Origin of the sequence: Streptomyces roseicoloratus, from assembly GCF_004117935.1 — a bacterium.
Lineage (GTDB): Bacteria > Actinomycetota > Actinomycetes > Streptomycetales > Streptomycetaceae > Streptomyces > Streptomyces roseicoloratus.
Genome location: NZ_SDOY01000066.1, coordinates 1 through 18,677, shown reverse-complemented (window position 1 = coordinate 18,677; position 18,677 = coordinate 1). Strand labels below are relative to the sequence as shown.

Below are 18,677 nucleotides of genomic sequence, written 5' to 3'. Positions count from 1 at the left end.
GTCAACGGCTCGTCAGCGGAACGGGACGAAACGCACCGGCGTTCCCGGCACCGCCTGCGCCGCTGCCGCCAGGTCCCGCTCACGGACGACGGCCACGACCGGATAGCCGCCGGTCGTGGGATGGTCGGCGAGGAAGACCACCGGCCGGCCGTCCGGCGGCACCTGCACCGCGCCCAGGGACATGCCCTCGCTGGGCAGTTCACCCGCCACGGCACGCTCCAGGGCGGGCCCCTCGGTGCGCAGCCCGATGCGGTTGCTCGCCGGGGACACCCGCCACACGCGCGTGGCGAACGCTTCCAGCGCGCCCGGCGTGAACCAGCCGTCGCGCGGACCGAGCCGGACACGCAGGACCAGTTCGTCCGGCGGCCCCGGCCAGGGCGGGGCGTCGACCGCTCCCCGTACGACCGGGGCCGCTCCCAGCGGCAGCACCGCCCCGTCCGCCAGCGGCTCCGGCCCCAGCCCGGACAGCAGGTCGGTGGAGCGGCTGCCGAGCACCGGTTCGACGGCGATCCCGCCGCCGAACCCCACGTACGAGCGCAGCCCGCGGACGGCCGCGCCCACCTCCAGGAGCCGTCCGGCGCCCATCCGCACCGCAGCGCCCCAGGCCACGGGCCGGCCGTCCACCCGTACCGGACACGGCGCGCCGCCCACCGCCACCGTCACCGCGCGGCGCGGCCGCACCGCGCACCCGGTCAGCGTGGTCTCCAGGACGGCGGCACCCTCGTCGTTGCCGAGCAGCCGGTTGACGAGCCGGACCGCACCCGGGTCCAGCGCCCCCGAGCGCGGCACGCCCAGATGGGCGTGGCCCGGCCGCCCCAGGTCCTGCACGGTGGTCAGCGCCCCGGCCCGGACGACCGCGACGGCACGGTCGGTCATCGGTCCACCGCCGTGAACCGCACCCGTGTCCCGGGCGACAGCAGCGCGGCGGGCTCGCGGCCGGTGTCCCACAGCACCGCGTCCGTCGTGCCGACCAGCTGCCAGCCACCCGGCGAGGACCGCGGGTACACCCCGGTGTACGGGCCCGCCAGGGCGACCGAACCGGCCGGCACCGCGGTGCGCGGGGTGGCCCGGCGCGGCACCTCGTACCGCGGGCCGAGACCGGTCAGATAGCCGAAGCCCGGGGCGAAGCCGCAGAACGCCACCCGGAACTCGGTGGCCGCGTGGATCCGCACGGCCGCCTCCACCGACACGCCCCACAGCGCGGCGACCCCGGCCAGGTCGGGGCCGTCGTAGCGCACCGGCAGCTCCACGGCCGCCGCCACGCGCGCGTGGAGCTCCGGAACGTCCCAGGAGCGCAGCTCGGCCGCCAGCCTGCCCGGGTCGGCCACTCCGTCGAGCAGCACCGTCCGCGCCGCCGGCACGATCTCCCGGACGACGGGCAGCGTGCCCGCCTCGCGGCGGCGCAGCAGCTCCGCGTGGAAGGCCTCCGTCGCCTCACCGCTCCCCAGCTCGACGAGCAGCCCGTGCTCGCCGGCCCGGAACACCTCGCGGGCGTTCACGCGAACGCCTCGACCCGGATACCGGCCGACTCCAGACCGGAACGCACCCGGCGGGCGAGGTCCACGGCGCCGGGCGTGTCGCCGTGCAGACACAGCGAGCGGGCCCGTACCGGCACCGGCCGTCCGCAGTGCGCGGTCACGACACCGGACCGGGCCATGGAAACCGACCGCTCCACCACCTCGTCCGGCTCGTGCAGGACGGCGCCCTCCTGCCCGCGCGGCAGCAGGCTGCCGTCCGACCGGTACGCCCGGTCGCCGAACGCCTCGCCGACGACGGGCAGCCCGGCCTTCCCCGCGGCCTCGTGCAGCCGCGAACCGGGCAGACCGAGCACCGGGAGACCGGCCGACGCCAGCAGCACCCCGGCCACGACCGCCGCCGCCTGATCCTCGTCGTGCACGACCCGGTTGTAGAGGGCGCCGTGCGGTTTGACGTACGCCACGGCGGCGCCGGCCGCGCGGGCGAACACCTCCAGGGCGCCGATCTGGTACGCGACCTCCGCGGCCAGCTCGTCCGCCGGCACGTCCATGGCACGCCGCCCGAAGCCCGCCAGGTCACGGTAGGAGACCTGGGCCCCGATCCGTACCCCGCGCTCCGCCGCGAGCGCGCACACCCGCCGCATCGTCGCCGCGTCTCCCGCGTGGAAGCCGCAGGCCACGTTGGCGCTGGTCACCACGGACAGCAGCCGCTCGTCGTCGGTGAGCGTCCAGCGTCCGAAGCCCTCGCCGAGGTCGGCGTTGAGGTCCATGGAGACCAGGGTCATGAGGGGTCGTCCTTCCGTGTCCCGCGCGGTGGGGCGGCGCGGCGTCGTTCAATGTAGGGATCGTCCGACCATCCGACAACGCCGTCGTCCACGCCCTGGGACGAGCCGTACCTCAGAAGGAACCGGGAGATCCCGGACAGGGAACCCGGGAGCTTCCGGTCGCCCCGTGGGAGGGGCGGCGGCACACCGCCGTCGGCGCGTGCGAAGCCGCGCGCCGAGGACCGCGCGCCGAGGACCGCGCGCCGAGGACCGCGCGGCAGAGGGAAGCGGCAGGGCGTGTGAAGGCGGTCGTATTGGCGCCGTTTCGACCGGTGTCAGTGCGAGGACCTACTCTGTGCACCGTGACTTCGCCTGCCTCGACGGACCTCGCTCCGCCCCAGCTCAGCGCGGGGCCGCGCCCCGCGCAGGGCCCGGCCGCCGACGAGGGGCTCGCGCGGCGGCTTCGCGCGCTCGCGTGCACCGCCCCGCTGCACGACCTCGACGCGCGCAAGGCCAACCTGGCCGGCGAGTACTCGGTCTACGCGATGGCCGAGGTCGCCCTCGCCGCGATCGACCTGGTCACCCTCAACATGGACTTCGACACCGGCGCCGACAGCGAGCAGATAATCGCCAGGCTGCTGCCCCGCGTCGCCGCCCAGGCCCCCGAGCGCCCCGCCGCCGAGCACGAGCGGGTCGCCCGCTGGGTCCTGGAGAACCTGATCAACGTCGGCAGCGTCGACCGCGGCTTCCGCGCCGTCTACGGCACCTTCGGCACCGACGGCGTCTACACGCGTCGCGACTACGACTTCAAACTCATCGAAGAGGTCCCCGGCTACGGGGGCGGCATCTACCTGCGCACCACCGACGAGGCCGTCAACGTCCTCGTCGGCGCCCTCGACACCGACGTCACCAGCGCCCAGATCGCCGCCGAGGTGAAGCTGGAGGTCCTGATCAGCCGCGGCCGCCTCGCCGACGCGCAGCTCGCCGCCGAGCAGGCCCGCTACCGGACCGTGCAGTACGCGGAGACCCTCCGCAAGACCCTGGAGGCCACCCGGCGCAACGTCCGCGCCGTCGACTGGCTCCAGACCGTCCCCGACATGATCGCCGAGGCGCTCGACCACGTCGCCGACCGCTACCGCCACGAGAACGCGATCCTCACCAACATCCGCAAGGCACGCGACGAGGCCGAGGCCGCCACCGACGCCAAGACCGCCGAGCACAAGCGCCGCGCCGCCGAGCTCGTCGACATCGTCAAGGACTGCATCCGGCGCCACACCCAGCTCCAGTCCCGCCTCCTGGAGGCCGGGCCGCTCTTCCGCGCCGAGCAGGACCGCCAGGCCTTCGCCGCACCCACCTCGTACACCGGCCTCGACCTGTACGGGCAGCTGGTCGCCCCCCTCCTGCCGCTCCCCGTCGAGCAGGCCACCAAGGTCACCGACGCCTTCTTCGCCCACGGCACCGGACTGCGCACCCCCGCCTCCGTCCGCGTCGGCGACCTCGTCGACCTGCTCCTCACCCCGCCCGTGGAGCGCCAGCACCTCGGCGCCGAGATGCCCGAACCCGACCTCATCGCCACCCCCGACGACAGCCGCTTCAGCGAGGAACAGCTGGCCGCCGCCATGGAGCTGCTCGATCTCGAACACGACGCCCCGCGACGGCTCTCCGGCCTCCTCGCCGAAGCCCGCCGCGGCGGCGACCCCGACCTCGCCTACCTCGTCACCCTGCTCGCCGTCCACGCCGCCAGCCCGCCGGTCGGCACCGCCTACCGGCAGGGCGAGGAGCGGCTGCTGTTCGCCGTCGACGACGGCACGCCCCTCGACGACCCCGAGTTCGGCGGCGCCGACCTCATCGTGGGCACCGCCCTCCTGGACGCCCAGGGCATGGCGGCCGACCGCACGGAGGCCTCGTGACGGCCCCGAGCTCCCCGGCGACCGGCCCCGCCGACGAGGCGGAACCGCCGACCGCCGTGCCACCGGCACGGCGCGGCGACGACACCGGCCCCGCCGCCGACGCGGCCCCCGGCCGGGCACCCGGCCCCCGCGTCGCGCGGGTCACCGTGGCACGGCCGGCCGTCGAGGCCCAGGAGCCGGCCGCCGACGGACCCCGCGTGGGCACCGTCGAGACCGGCGCTCCCGCGCCCGCGGACCCGAGACGGCCGTTCGTCCGGGCCGTGCCGCTGCCCGGGAGCGGACGGCCCGCCGCCGCGCCCGAGCCCGTCGCGCCTGCCGCGGTCGCCGCGCCGGCCCTCGCCGTCACCCCCGTACGCCTGCCCCTGTCCCCGCCCGACCCCGCCGCACCGACGCAGCAGCACCGCCCCGAGGAGCCCCAGCCGTGAGCGAACACCACGTCGAGCACACCGACGCGTGGAGCGAGCCCGAGGCCCCGCGGGCGGCGGCGCCCACCGCCCTCACGCCCGCCGACGCCGCCGACGCCGCGCGGCTCGTGTCCTTCGGCCTCCAGCCCAAGCTGCTGCCCGCCCGCGACGCCGAGTACGCGGAGCTGCTCCGCCGCTACCGCGAGGACCCCGGCTTCGCGCGGCTCGCCGACGCCGTCGCCACCGGTCTCGGCCTCGTCGTCCTGGAGGTCTCGCCGCGGGCCGGCATGGCCGTGACCGCCGGCGAGGACTCCGTCTTCGCCGTCCGCATGGGCGACTACGCCCGCCGCGCCTCCACCGACTCCGCCGACCGCTTCCTGCACGGCCTCGCCCACCTCGCCGTCGCCGCCATGGCCTTCCCCCGCCCGGAGGACCTCGCCGACGACGGCTACATCGGCCGCCTCACCGTGAACGGCGTCGACGCCTTCGTACGGCAGGCCTGCCGCCGCCTGGAGGAGCGCGCCGAGGAGCAGGGCGAGAACACCGACCCGGAGACCGACGCGCCCGGCCTGGAGGCCGCCTGGCGGATCTACGCCCGCCGCAGCGCCACCGGCGCCACCAAGGACGCCCGCCGCCTCGCCGGCTCCACCACCGGCATCGTGGGCAAGGCCGTGGCCTTCCTCACCGACTCCGGTTTCCTCCAGCGCACCGGCGACGAGTCCGGCGGTTCCTACCGCACCACCGCCCGCTACCAGCTCCAGGTCCGCGACATGGCGGGCAGCGCCGCCCTGGCCGAACTCCTCGAGCTGGGCGTCGTCCCCGTCAGCGACGGCTCCGCGACCCTCCTGCCGCCGCCCGAGGGCGACGACCTGGAGATCGCCGCCGACGCCGGCCTGCCCTTCCACGCCTGACCCGAGCCACCAGAGAGACGACGAGAGTCCGCCCCATGTACGAGCTGTCCCGGGTACGCCTCTACTCCATCGGCCCGGCCGGTGCCCGCTACGCCGACACCGTCCTGGACCTGCGCGGAGTCGGCGCGCCGGTGCCCCGCCCCGCGCCCACCCAGGCGGAGTTCTTCGAGGAGGAGCCCGTCGGCCCGCCGCGCCGGCCCGCGCCCGCCGGCGTCCTCTTCCTGGAGAACGGCGGCGGCAAGTCCGTCCTGCTGAAGCTGATCTTCTCCGTGATGCTCCCGGGCCACCGCAACACCCTCGGCGGCGCCAGCTCCGGCGTGCTCCGCAAGTTCCTGCTCGCCGACGACTGCGGTCACGTGGCCCTGGAGTGGCAGCACACCCTCACCGGCGAGCTGGTCGTCGTCGGCAAGGTCAGCGAGTGGCGCGGCCGCCAGGTGTCCAACGACCCGCGCAAGTTCGCCGAGGCCTGGTACTCCTTCCGCCCCGGCCCCGGACTCAGCCTCGACAACCTCCCGGTCGCCGAGGCCACCGCGGTCCGCCCGTCCGTCGAGGGCGCCTCCGGCGCCAGCGGACGCCGCCGCACCATGAAGGGCTTCCGCGACGCGATCACCGAGGCCGGCAAGGCCTACCCGCACCTGGAGGTGTACTGGGAGGAGATCCACGACCGCTGGAACGAGCACCTCGGCGACCTGGGCCTCGACCCCGAACTCTTCCGCTACCAGCGGGAGATGAACGCCGACGAGGGCGAGGCCGCCGGCCTCTTCGCGGTCAAGAAGGACTCCGACTTCACCGACCTGCTGCTGCGCGCCGTCACCGACACCCGTGACACCGACGGCCTGGCCGACCTGGTCAGCGGATTCGGCAACAAGCTCGGCCGGCGCGCCGAACTCACCGCCGAGCGCGACTTCACCGCCGGCTCCGTCGACCTCCTGAACCGCATCGTCGAGGCCGCCGGCACCCGCGCCCGCGCCCGCGACGTCCACACCGGAGCCGAGCGCCGCACCCGCACCCTCGCCCGCCGGCTCTCCGCCCGCGCCGCCGCCGAACGAGGCCGCGCCGCCGAACTCGCCCAGCAGGTCACCTCCGCCGCCCACGCCGTCTCCGAGGCCGAGACCGCCCGCGGCCGCAGCGCCCTGATCGCCTCCGAACTCGCCTTCCGGCACGCCTCGCTCGCCCTGGCCGCCGCCGAGAAGGGCGCCGCGGCCCAGCGCCGCGAGCTGACCGACGCCCGCACCCTCCACTCCGCGTGGCAGGCCGCCGAGTCCGTGCTCCGCCACCGCGCCGCGAGCGACCGCTCCGCGCGCGTCGCCGCCGCCATCCGCGAGGCCGAGCGGGACGCCGCCCCGGCCCTCGCCGCCCGCGCCAAGGCCGCCGCCGACCTCGTCCGCGCGCTCGCCGCGGCCGCCGAGGAGGGCGAGCGGCACGCCGCCGAGGAGGAGGAGCGCTCCGCCGCCCTCCAGGAAGCCGGCGAGGCCGCCCACCGCGACGCCACCGCCGCCGCCACCGAGGCCCAGCGCGCCCGCAGCGAGGCCGGCCACCTGCGCCAGCGGCTCGCCGAGGTCGAGCAGGAGACCGCCGAGGCCGTCCGGGCCGGCTGGCTCGACGACACCGCGCCCGACGCCGACCCGGCCCGAGCCGCGCTCGCCGCCAGTGACGCCGAGAAGACCACCGTCGCCGCCTGGGACGCCGCCCGCGAGGCCGCCCGCACCGCCACCGAACGCGCCCGCGAGGCCGCCGCCGCCGAGTCGCGTGCCGAACTCGCCGCCGCCCGCGCCGCCGACGCGGCCGAGGCCGCCGAGAACGCCTACGACGCCGAGCGCCGCGCCGCCGAGTCCCTCGCCACCGACCCGCGCCTCGCCGAGCTCCTCAGCCTGCCGGAGACGCCGGGCCCGTCCGCCCTGCCGGGCCAGCGCTCCGGCACCCGGGACTCGGAGGGCACCACCGGCACCACCGACCACGGTGCCGGGAGCGGCGCCGGCTCCGCTCCCGCCTCCGGCGCGCAGGCAGACGCCCACCGGCCCCAGGGGCCCCTCACCGTCACCGACTTCGACCGCTACGCCGACGAACTGCGCGGACTGCTCGACCGGTCCATCGCCTCCGCCGAGCGCCAGCTCTTCGACCTGCGCACGGCCGCCGCCGACGACAACCGCATCCTCGGCGCCCTCGGCGACGGCGGCCTGCTGCCGCCCGGCCCGGACGTCCTCGCCACCGTCGAGTACCTCGGCGAGCACGGCATCCCGGCCCTGCCCGGCTGGCGCTACCTCGCCCAGGCAGTCGACCCGGCCGACCACGCCGCCGTCCTCGCCGCCCGCCCCGAACTGGTCGACGGCGTCGTCATCACCGACCCCGTCTCGTACACCCGGGCCCGCGAGGTGCTCAGCGGCGCCGCCCTGCTGCCCCGCTCCACCGTCGCCGTCGGCACCGCCGCCGCGCTGCTCGCGCCCGTACCCGATCCCGGCGCGGGCCAGGACGGCGACGTCTTCCTCGTCCCGCCGAACCCGGCCATGCACGACGAGCACGCCGCCGACGAGGAGCGCCAGGCGCTGCGCGCCCGGGCCGCCGCCCGCGACGAGGAGATCCGTACCCTCGCCGCCCGGCTCACCGGCGACCGTTCCCTCGCCGCCCGGATCGGCGCCTGGCGCGCCGACTGCCCGCCCGGCATGCTCACCGAGCTCGCGGCCGCCTCCGCCTCCGCCCGCACCGCCGCCGAGGCCGCCGAAGCAGCCCTCGCCGAAGCCCGTACGGTACGGGCCGAGGCCGACGAGGCCGCCGCCGACGCCACCCGGGTCCGCGACGAGCGCCAGGAGGCCGCCCAGCGCGCCCGCCGCGTCGCCGACGCCCTCGCAGGTCTCGCCTTCCGCCTGCGCGAACGCTCCGCCTGGCAGGCGAAGCTGCGCGAGCTCGCCGACGAGGCCACCGAGTGCGAGGCACGCGCCCAGACCTGCCTGGAACGGGCCCGCGCCGCCGACGAGGACCGCCGCGCCGCCCAGCGCGCCGCCGACGACGCCCACCGCACCGCCCGCGCGCTGCGCGCCGAGCGCGCCGAGATCGCCGGCGCTCCCGAGAACCTGCCGGAGGAGGACGCCGACGCGCCGCGCACCGCGCTGCCCACCCTCCGCGAGGCCTACCGGGCCGCCTCCCAGGTGTACGAGAAGGTCGGCGTCGGCGCCGACTTGCGTGCCGAGCAGGCCCGCGCGGAGAGCGACGAGTCCGCCGCCCTCGCCGAACTGGACCGGCTCACCAACAAGGTCCGCACCCGCGCCGAGCAGCTCCTGGAGTCCACCGACGGCGCCGACGGCCCGTCCCGGCAGGCCGCCGCCGCCCGCGCCGAAGCCCTCGTGCAGAAGCTGGAGACGCGCGCCTCCGAGGCCAGCGAGAAGCTCGGCCGGCTCCGCGGCGAGGCCGAGCGCCTGGCCCCCGAGGACGGCGAGGCGCACACCGAGCTGCCCGAGGAGCTGGTCCCGGCCGACGCCGAGCAGGCCCAGGCCCTGCTCCGCACCGCCACCTCCGAACTCGCCGCCCGCACCGACGCCCTGGAGGCCGCGCGCGCCGCGCACACCGGTCTGCTCCAGGCCCACCGGGCCGCCGAGGACGCGGCCGGCGGCTTCGACGAGACCGCCGCGCTCCTGCGCGACCTGCTCCGTGACCACCCGGAGGAGGAGCAGGAGGAGCCCGAGCCGTACCCGGGCCCGCTGGCCGAGGCCCGTACCTCGGCGGCGGAGGCCCGCCGCTCGCTGCGCGGCTGCGCCGCCGACCTGTCGGCAGCCGACGCCGCCGTCCGCGAGGCCGGCGACATCCTCGTACGGCACGCCAACTCCACCCGCTACGAGCAGGTCCGCACCCCGGCCCGGCAGCAGATCCGCGAACTGCCCGCCGCCGCGCTGCCCGAGCACGCCGCCAAGTGGGCCGAGGCCTTCGCGCCGCGGCTGCGCGTGCTCACCGACGAGCTGGCGCAGCTGGAGCGCAACCGCGACTCGATCGTGGACCGGCTGCGCGGCCTGGTCGAGTCCGCGCTCGCCACGCTGCGCTCCGCGCAGCGGCTGTCCCGGCTGCCCGAGGGCCTGGGGGAGTGGTCAGGGCAGGAGTTCCTGCGGATCCGCTTCGAGGAGCCCGACCAGGCCACGCTCACCGAGCGCCTCGGCGAGGTCGTCGACGAGGCGACCCGCGCGGCCCTGAAGAAGAACTCCGACCTGCGCCGCGACGGCATGTCCCTGCTGCTCCGCGGTGTGCAGGCCGCCCTCGAACCGAAGGGCGTCGCCGTGGAGATCCTGAAGCCGGACGCGGTGCTGCGCGCCGAGCGGGTGCCCGTCGGTCAGATGGGCGACGTGTTCTCGGGCGGCCAGCTGCTGACCGCCGCCATCGCGCTCTACTGCACGATGGCCGCGCTGCGCTCCAACGACCGGGGCCGGGACAAGCACCGGCACGCGGGGACGCTGTTCCTCGACAACCCCATCGGCCGCGCGAACGCCACGTATCTGCTGGAGCTCCAGCGGGCGGTGTCGGACGCGCTCGGCGTCCAGCTGCTGTACACCACGGGCCTGTTCGACACCACGGCGCTCGCCGAGTTCCCGCTGGTCATCCGGCTGCGCAACGACGCCGACCTGCGGGCGGGCCTGAAGTACATCAGCGTGGAGGAGCACCTGCGGCCCGGTCTGCCGCAGCCGAGCCCGGAGGGCGAGACCATCCACGGCGAGATCACGGCGACCCGGGTGTTCCGTCGTACGCCGGCGGACACCGCGCCGGTGACCGTCGAGCAGTAGCGGTCCCGCGACCGCCGGCGCCCGTGGTCGCGGCGGCGAACGGGAAGGGCCTGCCCCCTGGAAACCGCCGTCCGGGGGGCGGGCCCTTCCCGTCCGCCGCCGCGAAGGCCTCAGGCCGCTTCCGACAGGGGCGTGTGCTCCCCCCGGCGCCGCTCGCGGCGCGGGGCGCGCACCGCGCTGCTCGGCTCGGACACCACCCCGTTGCGCTGGCGCCACACCTGACGGGTGATCCACACGTCGAGCACGCTCCAGGTCGCCACCACGGCGCCCGCCAGGGTCGTGACGGTCATCGGGAACGCCAGCCAGGACCCCGACACCGAACAGAAGAAGGCGACCATCGCCTGAATCAGCGTCACCGACGTGATCAGCACGGCCCGCACCGCGGCCCTGCGCACCGGATCCGGCATCCGCCGCCGGCCCTTCTCGTCCTCCACCCACAACTGCCGCACCGGCCGCGCCTCGTGTTCCATCGCGCTGTCTCTCCCCACCACCGACGTCTCCAGGGTGGCTGCTGCCCGTCTTGCGTCGCTTTACGCGGACACAACCCTCCCCGGTACAGAATGACGTACGACAGCGGGAAAAGGTTTCGCCGGGGTACCCTTCGCGCCCTCCCCCGCGCCCTTGCGGAACGCACACTTCCAGCCATCTGTCCGGAGGCGGCGAAACCCCGACTGCCGGGTGTCCTACGCCACACTGCCGGAACCCAACTCCCCGAATACCGGGACATCTCATGATCAACACTCACTCGACCGGCTGAAAATCGCCCGGACGCATCTTCGAGATGGCCGTGATGCAGTAGTAGGCTCGCGCCGCCGTTTGTTGAAACTGAAGGTTGACGCCGCGTGTTGACGCCGGGCGTGACGACGTGAAGACCTCCGTGGCCGCGGAGGCCGAGCTGGGGGAGGCCATGCGCTTTCGCGGGAAGTCCATCCGCAGGAAGATCGTGGCCTTGCTGCTCGTGCCGCTCGTCTCCCTCACCGGCCTCTGGGGTTTCTCCACCGTCCTCACCGGACGCGAGGCCCGCCAACTCCTGGACGTCAGCTACATCGTCGACAAGGTCGGCTACCCCGTCGAGGACACCGCCCGCGTCCTCCAGAAGGAACGCCGGCAGTCCCTCGTCTACCTCGCCGACCCGCGAGCCGTGAACGCCCTCACCGACCTGCGCGAGCAACGCGAGGCCACCGACCGGCAGATCGCGCTGATCCGGCGCAACGCCGCCGACCCCGGCGTGCGCGGCGAGATGACCCCCGTCACCACCCAGCGCCTCAACTCCCTGCTCGCCGCCTTCGACGAACTCTCCTCGCTGCGCCGCTCCGTGGAGAACCGCAGCATCGGCCGCATGCAGGCCCTCGACTTCTACAACCGGCTCGTCGACCCCGCCTACAGCTTCCTCATGACGCTCCACGCCCTGGAGAACGTCGAGATGGACAAGCAGGGCCGCGCCCTCGTCGGCGTCACCCGAGCCCGCGAACTCCTCTCCCGCGAGGACGCCCTCGTCGTCTCCGCGCTCATCGCCGGACGCGTCACCGCCCAGGAAGCCCGCGCCGTCACCGAGCTCGTCGCGGGCCGCAGGGTGCTCTACCTGACCAACCTGGAGATCCTGCCCGGATCCGAGCGCGTCCGCTTCGAGAAGTACTGGTCCGGCGCGAAGACCGCGGCGCTGCGCAAGGCCGAGGAGGCGTTCATCGCCCAGGGCGCCACCGACCGCCCGGGCTCCGTCACCGCCGACCGCTGGCAGGAGCAGGCCACCCCCGTCCTCGACGACCTGGCCCGCGACAACACCGCCGCCGGCGACCGCTACAAGGACCGCGTCCAGCCCGTCGCGTACAGCGTGCTCCTCAAGGCCGGCATCGCCGGCGTCCTCGGCTTCGTCGCCCTCCTCGTCTCCGTCATCGTCTCGGTCCGCATCGGCCGCGAACTCGTCCGCGACCTGCGCCTGCTGCGCAAGGAGGCCCAGGAGGTCTCCGGCGTCCGGCTGCCCAGCGTCATGCGCCGCCTCGCCGCCGGCGAACACGTCGACGTCGAGACCGAGGTGCCGCACCTGCGCTACGGCGACGACGAGGTCGGCCAGGTCGGCCAGGCCCTCAACACCCTCCAGCGCGCCGCCGTCGAGGCTGCGGTCAAGCAGGCCGACCTGCGCCGCGGCGTCTCCGAGGTGTTCGTCAACCTCGCCCGCCGCAACCAGGTCCTGCTGCACCGCCAGCTCACCCTCCTCGACACCATGGAGCGCCGCACCGAGGACACCGAGGAGCTCGCCGACCTGTTCCGGCTCGACCACCTCACCACCCGCATGCGCCGCCACGCCGAGGGCCTCGTGATCCTCTCCGGCGCCGCGCCCTCCCGCCAGTGGCGCAAGCCCGTCCAGCTCATGGACGTGGTCCGCGCCGCCGTCGCCGAGGTCGAGGACTACGAGCGCATCGAGGTCCGCCGACTGCCCCGGCTCGGCGTCGGCGGCCCCGCCGTCGCCGACCTCACCCACCTCATCGCCGAACTCCTCGAGAACGCCACCGTCTTCTCGCCCCCGCACACCGCCGTGCAGGTGCTCGGCGAGCGCGTCGCCAACGGCTTCACCCTGGAGATCCACGACCGAGGCCTCGGCATGAACCCCGACGCGCTGCTCGACGCCAACCTCCGGCTCGCCGAGACGCCCGAGTTCGAACTCTCCGACACCGACCGGCTCGGCCTGTTCGTGGTCAGCCGGCTCGCCCAGCGCCAGAACGTCCGCGTCTCGCTGCAGCCCTCGCCGTACGGCGGCACCACCGCCGTCGTGTTCATCCCGGCGGCGCTGCTCACCGACGCCCCCGAGACCCAGGGCGCGGGCTTCCGTCTGGACCGCAAGAGCCCGGAGCGGCCGCACCTCGACCGCGTCGCGCTCGACCACGACGGCGGCACCGCGGACGGCCTGCCGTCCCGGCGCCGCGCCCTCACCAAGGTGCCCGACCCTGCCCTCGAACCCGCGGGCTCCCTCCTCGACGGCCCCGTCGAGCTGGAGGCCCCGCTGGACTCCGACGGCTTCGCCGGACTCCTCGGCGCCGCCGACCTCCTCGACACCGACAGCGAGCGCGGCGGACTGTTCCGCGCCCGCGAACACCGCCGCCGCGGAGAGCAGCACCAGCAGGCCCCGGTCCACTCCGGCGGCCGCAACGGCGGCGACCGCGACGACGACACGCCCGCCCGGTCCGTGGCGCTGCCCCGCCGCCGCCCGCCGACGCTGATCGTCGACCACGGCCGTCGCCTCGACGAGGAGGACCGCACCCGTCCCGCCGGCGCGCCCTCCGACGAGGCCGCCCCCGGCGGCGCCAGGACCGACGACACCATGGAGCTCGCCCGGGTCCGTCCCGGACCCACGCTCGTACCCGTACCCGAGGAGGACGGCCCGGCGCCGTTCGCCGGGCTGCCCCGCCGCGTACGGCAGGCCAGCCTCGCCCCGCAGCTGCGGGCCACCGGAGACGGCCCCGGCGACCAGCCGGCCGGCCCGGCCGCACCGGCCGCCGCCGACGGAGCCGACTCCTTCGAGCGCGACGCCGAGGAGGTGCGCAGCCGCATGGCCTCGATGCAGCGAGGCTGGCAGCGCGGCCGCCGGCAGAACGCCGAATCGACAGCACCAGGAACGACACCCGAGGGGGACGGTCGATGACCGCACCGAACGCCGCAGCCCACAGCTCCGCCCACGGCAACGGGGAGCTCAACTGGCTCCTCGACGAACTGGTCCAGCGCGTCGGCTCCATCCGCAAGGCCCTGGTGCTCTCCAGCGACGGCCTGCCCACCGGCGCCTCGCAGGACCTCTCGCGCGAGGACGGCGAGCACCTGGCCGCGGTCGCCTCCGGCTTCCACAGCCTCGCCAAGGGCGTCGGCCGCCACTTCGAGGCGGGCAGGGTCCGGCAGACCGTGGTCGAACTCGAGGACGCCTTCCTCTTCGTCACCGCCGCGGGCGACGGCAGCTGCCTCGCCGTGCTCGCCGACGCCGACTCGGACGTCGGCCAGGTCGCCTACGAGATGACCCTCATGGTCAAGCGGGTCGGCGCCCACCTCGCCACGGCGCCCCGGACCGGGCTGCCCACCGGAGGATGAGGGAAGGGGGGACGGCATGACCGAAGCAGACCAGTCCCGCGAGGCGCCGGCCGCCCGCTGGTTCGACGACGAGGCGGGCCCGGTGGTCCGCCCGTACGCGATGACCCGCGGCCGCACCAGCGCCGCGACCCGCCACCGGCTCGACCTGATCGCGCTGGTGGTGCCCGAGCCGGCCGCCGACGACCCGGGCCGCGACCAGACGCTGTCCCCCGAGCACGTGGAGATCGTCGAGCGCTGCTCCGAGCAGCCGCAGTCGATCGCCGAACTCGCCGCAGGACTCGACCTCCCCGTCGGGGTGGTACGGGTCCTCGTCGGCGACCTCGTGGACGACGAGCTCGTACACGTGACCCGCCCCGTTCCGCCGGCCGAGCTGCCGGACGTGAGCATCCTTCGCGAGGTGATCAATGGCCTTCGGGCGCTCTAGTTCCAGCCGCAGGCAGCCGCCGGTCGAGCCGGTGACGCTGAAGATCCTGGTCGCCGGCGGCTTCGGGGTCGGTAAGACCACCCTGGTCGGCTCGGTCAGCGAGATCCGGCCGCTGCGGACCGAGGAGATCCTGAGCGAGGCGGGACGGCCGGTCGACGACCTGCACGGCGTCGAGGCCAAGTCGACCACCACCGTCGCCATGGACTTCGGCCGGATCACCCTGCGCGAGGACCTCGTCCTCTACCTCTTCGGCACTCCGGGACAGGACCGTTTCTGGTTCCTGTGGGACGAGCTCGCCCAGGGCGCGCTCGGCGCGGTCGTGCTCGCCGACACGCGGCGCCTGGAGGACAGCTTCGCCGCCATCGACTACTTCGAGCGGCGCGGCATCCCGTTCACGGTCGCCGTCAACTGCTTCGAGGGCGCCCGCCGTTACCCGCCGGAGGCGGTGAGGGGCGCGCTCGACCTCGACCCCGAGGTGGAGCTGGTGCTCTGCGACGCCCGCGACCGCGAGTCGGTCAAGAACGTCCTCGTCGCGGTCGTCGAACACGCGCTGGTCCTGGCCGGCCCGGACCGGGCCCCGGTACCGGGCTGACGGACGCCCACCGGCGTCCGCCGGGGCCTCAGCGCACCGCCACCACCGCCGAACCGTGGCCGAACAGGCCCTGGTTGGCGGTGATCCCGGCCCTCGCACCCGGGACCTGGCGGTCGCCCGCCGTGCCGCGCAGCTGCCAGGTCAGCTCGCAGACCTGGGCGATCGCCTGCGCCGGCACCGCCTCGCCGAACGACGCGAGCCCGCCGCTCGCGTTGACCGGGATCCGGCCGCCGAGCGCCGTGGCGCCCTCCCGCAGCAGCTTGGCGCCCTCGCCCCGCGCGCACAGCCCGATGTCCTCGTACCACTCCAGTTCCAGCGCGGTGGACAGGTCGTACACCTCCGCCAGGGACAGCTCCTCGGGACCGAGCCCCGCCTCCTCGTACGCGGCGCGGGCGATCGACGAGCGGAAGGAGCGCCGGGGCGCAGGGACCGCCGCCGCCGAGTCGGTCGCGACGTCCGGCAGGTCGAGCACCGTGCGCGGGTAGACCGGGGTGACCGTGGACACCGCGCGGATCCGGACCGGGTCCGGGTGCCCGTGCCGCCGCGCGAAGCCCATGCTCGACAGCACCAGGGCCGCGCCGCCGTCGGACGTCGCGCAGATGTCGAGCAGCCGCAGCGGATCGGCGACCACCGCCGACGCGGCCACCTCCGCGGCGCTCACCGGCGTGCGGTAGCGGGCCAGCGGATTGAGCGCGCCGGCCGCCGCGTTCTTCACCTTCACCTGGGCGAAGTCCTCGGGAGTGTCCCCGTACAGCGCCATCCGGCGGCGCGCGTACAGCCCGAAGTACGCGGGGTTCGTCGCCCCGAGCACCCGGAACCGCAGCCAGTCCGGGTCGTCGGGACGGTCGCCGCCCGCCGGGGCGAAGAAACCCTTCGGCGCCGCGTCCGCGCCCACCACGAGCACCACGTCCGCGAGCCCGGCGAGGATCTGCGCCCGCGCCGTGCCGATCGCCTGCGCCCCGGACGCACAGGCCGCGTACACGCTGGTCACCCGCGCGCCCTGCCAGCCGAGCGCCCTCGCGAAGGTCGCCCCCGCCACATAGCCGGGGTAGCCGCCGCGTACGGTGTCCGCGCCGACCACCGAGCCGACGTCACGCCAGTCGAGCCCGGCGTCGGCGAGCGCGGCCCGGGCGGCCGCCGTCCCGTACGACACGAAGCTCCGGCCCCACTTGCCCCACGGGTGCATTCCGGCCCCGAGCACGGCGACGTCGGTCACGCGCCCGCCTCCCCGCTGCCGTCGGCCACCGGCCGCCAGTGCCAGGTCGTCCAGACGTGCTCCGCATCCTCGTGCAGGACGCCCGGCACGACCTCGACCTCCATGCCGACCGCCAGATCGGCCGTCCGCACGCCCGGTGCCGCCTGCCCGAGCACCACCATGGCCTCGGCCGCCAGCTCCACCGCCACCAGGGTGTACGGCTCCCAGGGCGCGTCCGGGTCCGAGACGTACGGCGCGGGCGGCCGGTAGCGGCCGTCGGTGTACGACCAGACCCGGCCGCGCCGGGACAGCGGCGTCTCGACCAGCTCGCCGCCGGGGCAGCCGGGATTGCGGCACCAGTCGTCCTCGCGCGGGAAGAAGACCGAGGCGCAGGCCGTGCACCGGGTCCCGAGCAGCCGGAACCCCGCGTGCGGGACCGGCGCGGCGGCCACCCCGGTCCCGTCGGTCTTGTCGGAACCGGCGGTTCCGTCGGCGGTCCGACCGGTGGAGCCGTCGGCGTCGCCGTCCGTGAACCATCCGGCCACCACGGGCCTGCGCGTCCGTGCCATCCGCCACCCCTCACTCCGAAGCGAGTTCTGACGATGCGTCAGAAAGTGTGCGGCAGAAGTCTGGCACGGGCGGACGGACGGCGGAAGACGTCAGTGCCCCGCCACCGACCGCCGGGCCACAGGGAAGTCGAAGAAGGTCGAGGGGTACGGCTCGGGCTTGAAGGTGAAGTGCCACCACTCCTCGGGCAGGTTGACGAAGCCCTGCTCCGCCAGCGCACCCCGCAGCAGGTCGCGGTTGGCCCGCTGCACCCCCTGGATCCGCGGATCGTCGGTGTGGGACAGGGTGTCGAAGCAGTCGAAACCGGTGCCCATGTCCAGGGAGTTGTCCGGGAAGCGCTGCTCCTGCGGTCGGAAGCACTCCACCTGGGGCCCGCCCGGCACGTACGGCCCCGTGGGCGCCGCGGGCAGCCGCACGACCGTCACGTCCACCGTCGAACCGCGGCTGTGCCCGGACTTCTCCGCGATGTAACCGTCCGCGAACAGCCGGGACTTGTCGACCAGCGGATAGAACTCCTTCTTCATCCGCTCGTCGTCCAGGTCCTTCGCCCAGCGCACGAAGTGGTCCACCGCCCGCTGCGGCCGGTAGCAGTCGTACACCTTCAGCGTGTAGCCCCTCGCGAGCAGCCGCGCCTGCGCGCGGTGCAGAGCCTCGGCGGCCGGCCGCGTCAGGATGCACACCGGCCGGCGGTAGCCGTCGATCGGCTCGCCCACGAAGTTGTGCTCCGTGGTGTAGCGCATGTCCTGAAGGATCGTCGGGTCCACCCGGTCCAGCGCCACGAAATCCTTCGGCGCCTTGGGCTCCGGCGCGGCGGGGAGGGCATCGGCACGCGCGGCATGCCCGGTGGGTGCGGTGGGTGCGGCGTGCGCGGCGGGAACGACGGTGGTGGCGGCGAGCAGCGCGGCGAAGGCCGACGCGCCGAGAGCACGGAGCGCGGAGGCGGGTCCTGTCAGTCGCTTCAGTCCTGTCATGGGCACCGTCTACCAGTTCCGGCAGCGGCGGGAAAGACGATCGCATACGGTCGGGCCCGTGACCGACTTCGCCCCGCACTCCCACTGCTCCTCCTGCGGCGCCCGCCACGTGGCCGAGGCCGGCTGGCCGCGCACCTGTGCCGCCTGCGGCTTCACCGTCTACCGCAACCCGCTCCCGGTCGCCGTCGCCCTCCTGCCCGTGACCGACACCGACGGCACCGCGCTCGTCGTCATCACCCGCACCATCCCGCCGCAGTCCGGGCGGGTCGCCCTCCCCGGCGGCTTCGTCGACTTCGGTGAGGACTGGCGGGAGGCCGTGGCACGCGAACTGCGCGAGGAGACCGGCATCGAGGCCGCCGCGAAGGACGTACGGCTCGCCGACGTCCTCAGCTCCCCGGCCGGCCACCTCCTCGTCTTCGGCCTGCTCCCGCCCCGCCCGGCAGCCGACCTGCCGCCGTCGGCCGCGACGGACGAGACCAGCGGCCACCACCTGCTGCGGGCACCCGAGGAACTGGCCTTCCCGCTCCACACGGAGGCGGTACGCCGCTTCTTCGCGGGGGACTACGCATGACCCCGGGCCGTGCTGCCCGTGCCCGCGCCGGGCGTCCGCACGCGCGCCGGGCTGCCCGCGCC

Annotated in this window: 16 protein-coding genes; 9 read left to right on the top strand and 7 right to left on the bottom strand. The window is 75.3% G+C overall.

What is annotated here, in order from left to right; translation table 11 throughout:
* Positions 1 to 12: 12 nt before the first annotated feature.
* From ESG85_RS05800 to ESG85_RS05790, 3 genes are read right to left on the bottom strand one after another with little or no spacing between them, the layout of a single operon-like run.
* Positions 13 to 876, bottom strand: coding sequence for a 5-oxoprolinase subunit C family protein (locus ESG85_RS05800; RefSeq protein ID WP_128976941.1), 864 nt, complete (start codon positions 874 to 876; stop codon positions 13 to 15).
* Positions 873 to 1,499 carry a 5-oxoprolinase subunit B family protein gene (locus ESG85_RS05795; protein WP_128976940.1) on the bottom strand — a complete coding sequence of 209 codons (627 nt, stop codon included), beginning with the start codon at positions 1,497 to 1,499 and terminating at the stop codon, positions 873 to 875. The genes ESG85_RS05800 and ESG85_RS05795 overlap by 4 nt, the downstream gene beginning before the upstream one ends.
* A complete protein-coding gene (locus ESG85_RS05790) occupies positions 1,496 to 2,260 on the bottom strand; it encodes a LamB/YcsF family protein (RefSeq protein ID WP_128976939.1) in 765 nt (254 codons plus the stop codon). The genes ESG85_RS05795 and ESG85_RS05790 overlap by 4 nt, the downstream gene beginning before the upstream one ends.
* Positions 2,261 to 2,601: 341 nt before the next feature.
* Between ESG85_RS05790 and ESG85_RS05785 the strand changes: the two genes are divergently transcribed.
* The 4 genes from ESG85_RS05785 to ESG85_RS05770 are packed head-to-tail and all read left to right on the top strand — an operon-like array spanning position 2,602 to position 10,224.
* Positions 2,602 to 4,149 (top strand): hypothetical protein, encoded by a 1,548-nt coding sequence (locus ESG85_RS05785; protein WP_128976938.1) that lies wholly within the window; start codon positions 2,602 to 2,604, stop codon positions 4,147 to 4,149.
* A complete protein-coding gene (locus ESG85_RS05780; protein ID WP_128976937.1) occupies positions 4,146 to 4,574 on the top strand; it encodes a hypothetical protein in 429 nt (142 codons plus the stop codon). The genes ESG85_RS05785 and ESG85_RS05780 overlap by 4 nt, the downstream gene beginning before the upstream one ends.
* Positions 4,571 to 5,464: a hypothetical protein gene (locus tag ESG85_RS05775; protein ID WP_128976936.1), complete on the top strand. Its 894-nt coding sequence runs from the start codon at positions 4,571 to 4,573 to the stop codon at positions 5,462 to 5,464. Before ESG85_RS05780 ends, ESG85_RS05775 begins: the two co-directional genes overlap by 4 nt.
* Before the next feature lie 35 nt (positions 5,465 to 5,499).
* Positions 5,500 to 10,224 carry a coiled-coil domain-containing protein gene (locus ESG85_RS05770; RefSeq protein WP_128976935.1) on the top strand — a complete coding sequence of 1,575 codons (4,725 nt, stop codon included), beginning with the start codon at positions 5,500 to 5,502 and terminating at the stop codon, positions 10,222 to 10,224.
* A gap of 110 nt (positions 10,225 to 10,334) precedes the next feature.
* On the opposite strand, the gene ESG85_RS05765 is transcribed toward ESG85_RS05770, so the two are convergent.
* Entirely contained in the window at positions 10,335 to 10,694 is a 360-nt protein-coding gene (locus ESG85_RS05765; protein WP_342781150.1) for a hypothetical protein, read from the bottom strand.
* 437 nt (positions 10,695 to 11,131) lie between these two features.
* Here ESG85_RS05765 and ESG85_RS05760 point away from each other — a divergent pair, with 437 nt between their 5' ends.
* The 4 genes from ESG85_RS05760 to ESG85_RS05745 are packed head-to-tail and all read left to right on the top strand — an operon-like array spanning position 11,132 to position 15,311.
* The gene (locus ESG85_RS05760) at positions 11,132 to 13,861 is read left to right on the top strand and encodes a sensor histidine kinase (protein WP_128976967.1); all 2,730 of its coding nucleotides are present in this window, start codon (positions 11,132 to 11,134) and stop codon (positions 13,859 to 13,861) included.
* Positions 13,858 to 14,295 carry a roadblock/LC7 domain-containing protein gene (locus ESG85_RS05755; RefSeq protein ID WP_128976934.1) on the top strand — a complete coding sequence of 146 codons (438 nt, stop codon included), beginning with the start codon at positions 13,858 to 13,860 and terminating at the stop codon, positions 14,293 to 14,295. The genes ESG85_RS05760 and ESG85_RS05755 overlap by 4 nt, the downstream gene beginning before the upstream one ends.
* Before the next feature lie 16 nt (positions 14,296 to 14,311).
* Positions 14,312 to 14,719 (top strand): DUF742 domain-containing protein, encoded by a 408-nt coding sequence (locus ESG85_RS05750; protein WP_128976933.1) that lies wholly within the window; start codon positions 14,312 to 14,314, stop codon positions 14,717 to 14,719.
* Entirely contained in the window at positions 14,700 to 15,311 is a 612-nt protein-coding gene (locus tag ESG85_RS05745; protein WP_128976932.1) for a GTP-binding protein, read from the top strand. Before ESG85_RS05750 ends, ESG85_RS05745 begins: the two co-directional genes overlap by 20 nt.
* Positions 15,312 to 15,339: 28 nt before the next feature.
* Here the strand turns inward: ESG85_RS05745 and ESG85_RS05740 are convergent, their stop codons facing one another.
* From ESG85_RS05740 to ESG85_RS05730, 3 genes are all read right to left on the bottom strand, one after another.
* Positions 15,340 to 16,527 carry a lipid-transfer protein gene (locus tag ESG85_RS05740; protein ID WP_181018973.1) on the bottom strand — a complete coding sequence of 396 codons (1,188 nt, stop codon included), beginning with the start codon at positions 16,525 to 16,527 and terminating at the stop codon, positions 15,340 to 15,342.
* Positions 16,524 to 17,075: a Zn-ribbon domain-containing OB-fold protein gene (locus ESG85_RS05735; RefSeq protein WP_128976931.1), complete on the bottom strand. Its 552-nt coding sequence runs from the start codon at positions 17,073 to 17,075 to the stop codon at positions 16,524 to 16,526. The genes ESG85_RS05740 and ESG85_RS05735 overlap by 4 nt, the downstream gene beginning before the upstream one ends.
* A 90-nt stretch (positions 17,076 to 17,165) precedes the next feature.
* The gene (locus tag ESG85_RS05730; RefSeq protein ID WP_128976965.1) at positions 17,166 to 18,026 is read right to left on the bottom strand and encodes a M15 family metallopeptidase; all 861 of its coding nucleotides are present in this window, start codon (positions 18,024 to 18,026) and stop codon (positions 17,166 to 17,168) included.
* A 16-nt stretch (positions 18,027 to 18,042) separates the two neighbouring features.
* On the opposite strand from ESG85_RS05730, the gene ESG85_RS05725 reads away from it, so the two are divergent.
* Positions 18,043 to 18,615, top strand: a complete 573-nt coding sequence (locus ESG85_RS05725) for an NUDIX domain-containing protein (protein WP_128976930.1) — start codon at positions 18,043 to 18,045, stop codon at positions 18,613 to 18,615.
* Positions 18,616 to 18,677: the final 62 nt, after the last annotated feature.

What these genes read in the sequence shown, in the direction of transcription:
- ESG85_RS05745 (WP_128976932.1), top strand. Translation starts at nt 14,700, where the DNA reads ATGGCCTTCGGGCGCTCTAGTTCCAGCCGCAGGCAGCCGCCGGTCGAG.
- ESG85_RS05725 (WP_128976930.1), top strand. Translation starts at nt 18,043, where the DNA reads ATGGGCACCGTCTACCAGTTCCGGCAGCGGCGGGAAAGACGATCGCAT.
- ESG85_RS05750 (WP_128976933.1), top strand. Translation starts at nt 14,312, where the DNA reads ATGACCGAAGCAGACCAGTCCCGCGAGGCGCCGGCCGCCCGCTGGTTC.
- ESG85_RS05800 (WP_128976941.1), bottom strand. Translation starts at nt 876, where the DNA reads ATGACCGACCGTGCCGTCGCGGTCGTCCGGGCCGGGGCGCTGACCACC.
- ESG85_RS05765 (WP_342781150.1), bottom strand. Translation starts at nt 10,694, where the DNA reads ATGGAACACGAGGCGCGGCCGGTGCGGCAGTTGTGGGTGGAGGACGAG.
- ESG85_RS05770 (WP_128976935.1), top strand. Translation starts at nt 5,500, where the DNA reads ATGTACGAGCTGTCCCGGGTACGCCTCTACTCCATCGGCCCGGCCGGT.
- ESG85_RS05760 (WP_128976967.1), top strand. Translation starts at nt 11,132, where the DNA reads ATGCGCTTTCGCGGGAAGTCCATCCGCAGGAAGATCGTGGCCTTGCTG.
- ESG85_RS05755 (WP_128976934.1), top strand. Translation starts at nt 13,858, where the DNA reads ATGACCGCACCGAACGCCGCAGCCCACAGCTCCGCCCACGGCAACGGG.
- ESG85_RS05790 (WP_128976939.1), bottom strand. Translation starts at nt 2,260, where the DNA reads ATGACCCTGGTCTCCATGGACCTCAACGCCGACCTCGGCGAGGGCTTC.
- ESG85_RS05735 (WP_128976931.1), bottom strand. Translation starts at nt 17,075, where the DNA reads ATGGCACGGACGCGCAGGCCCGTGGTGGCCGGATGGTTCACGGACGGC.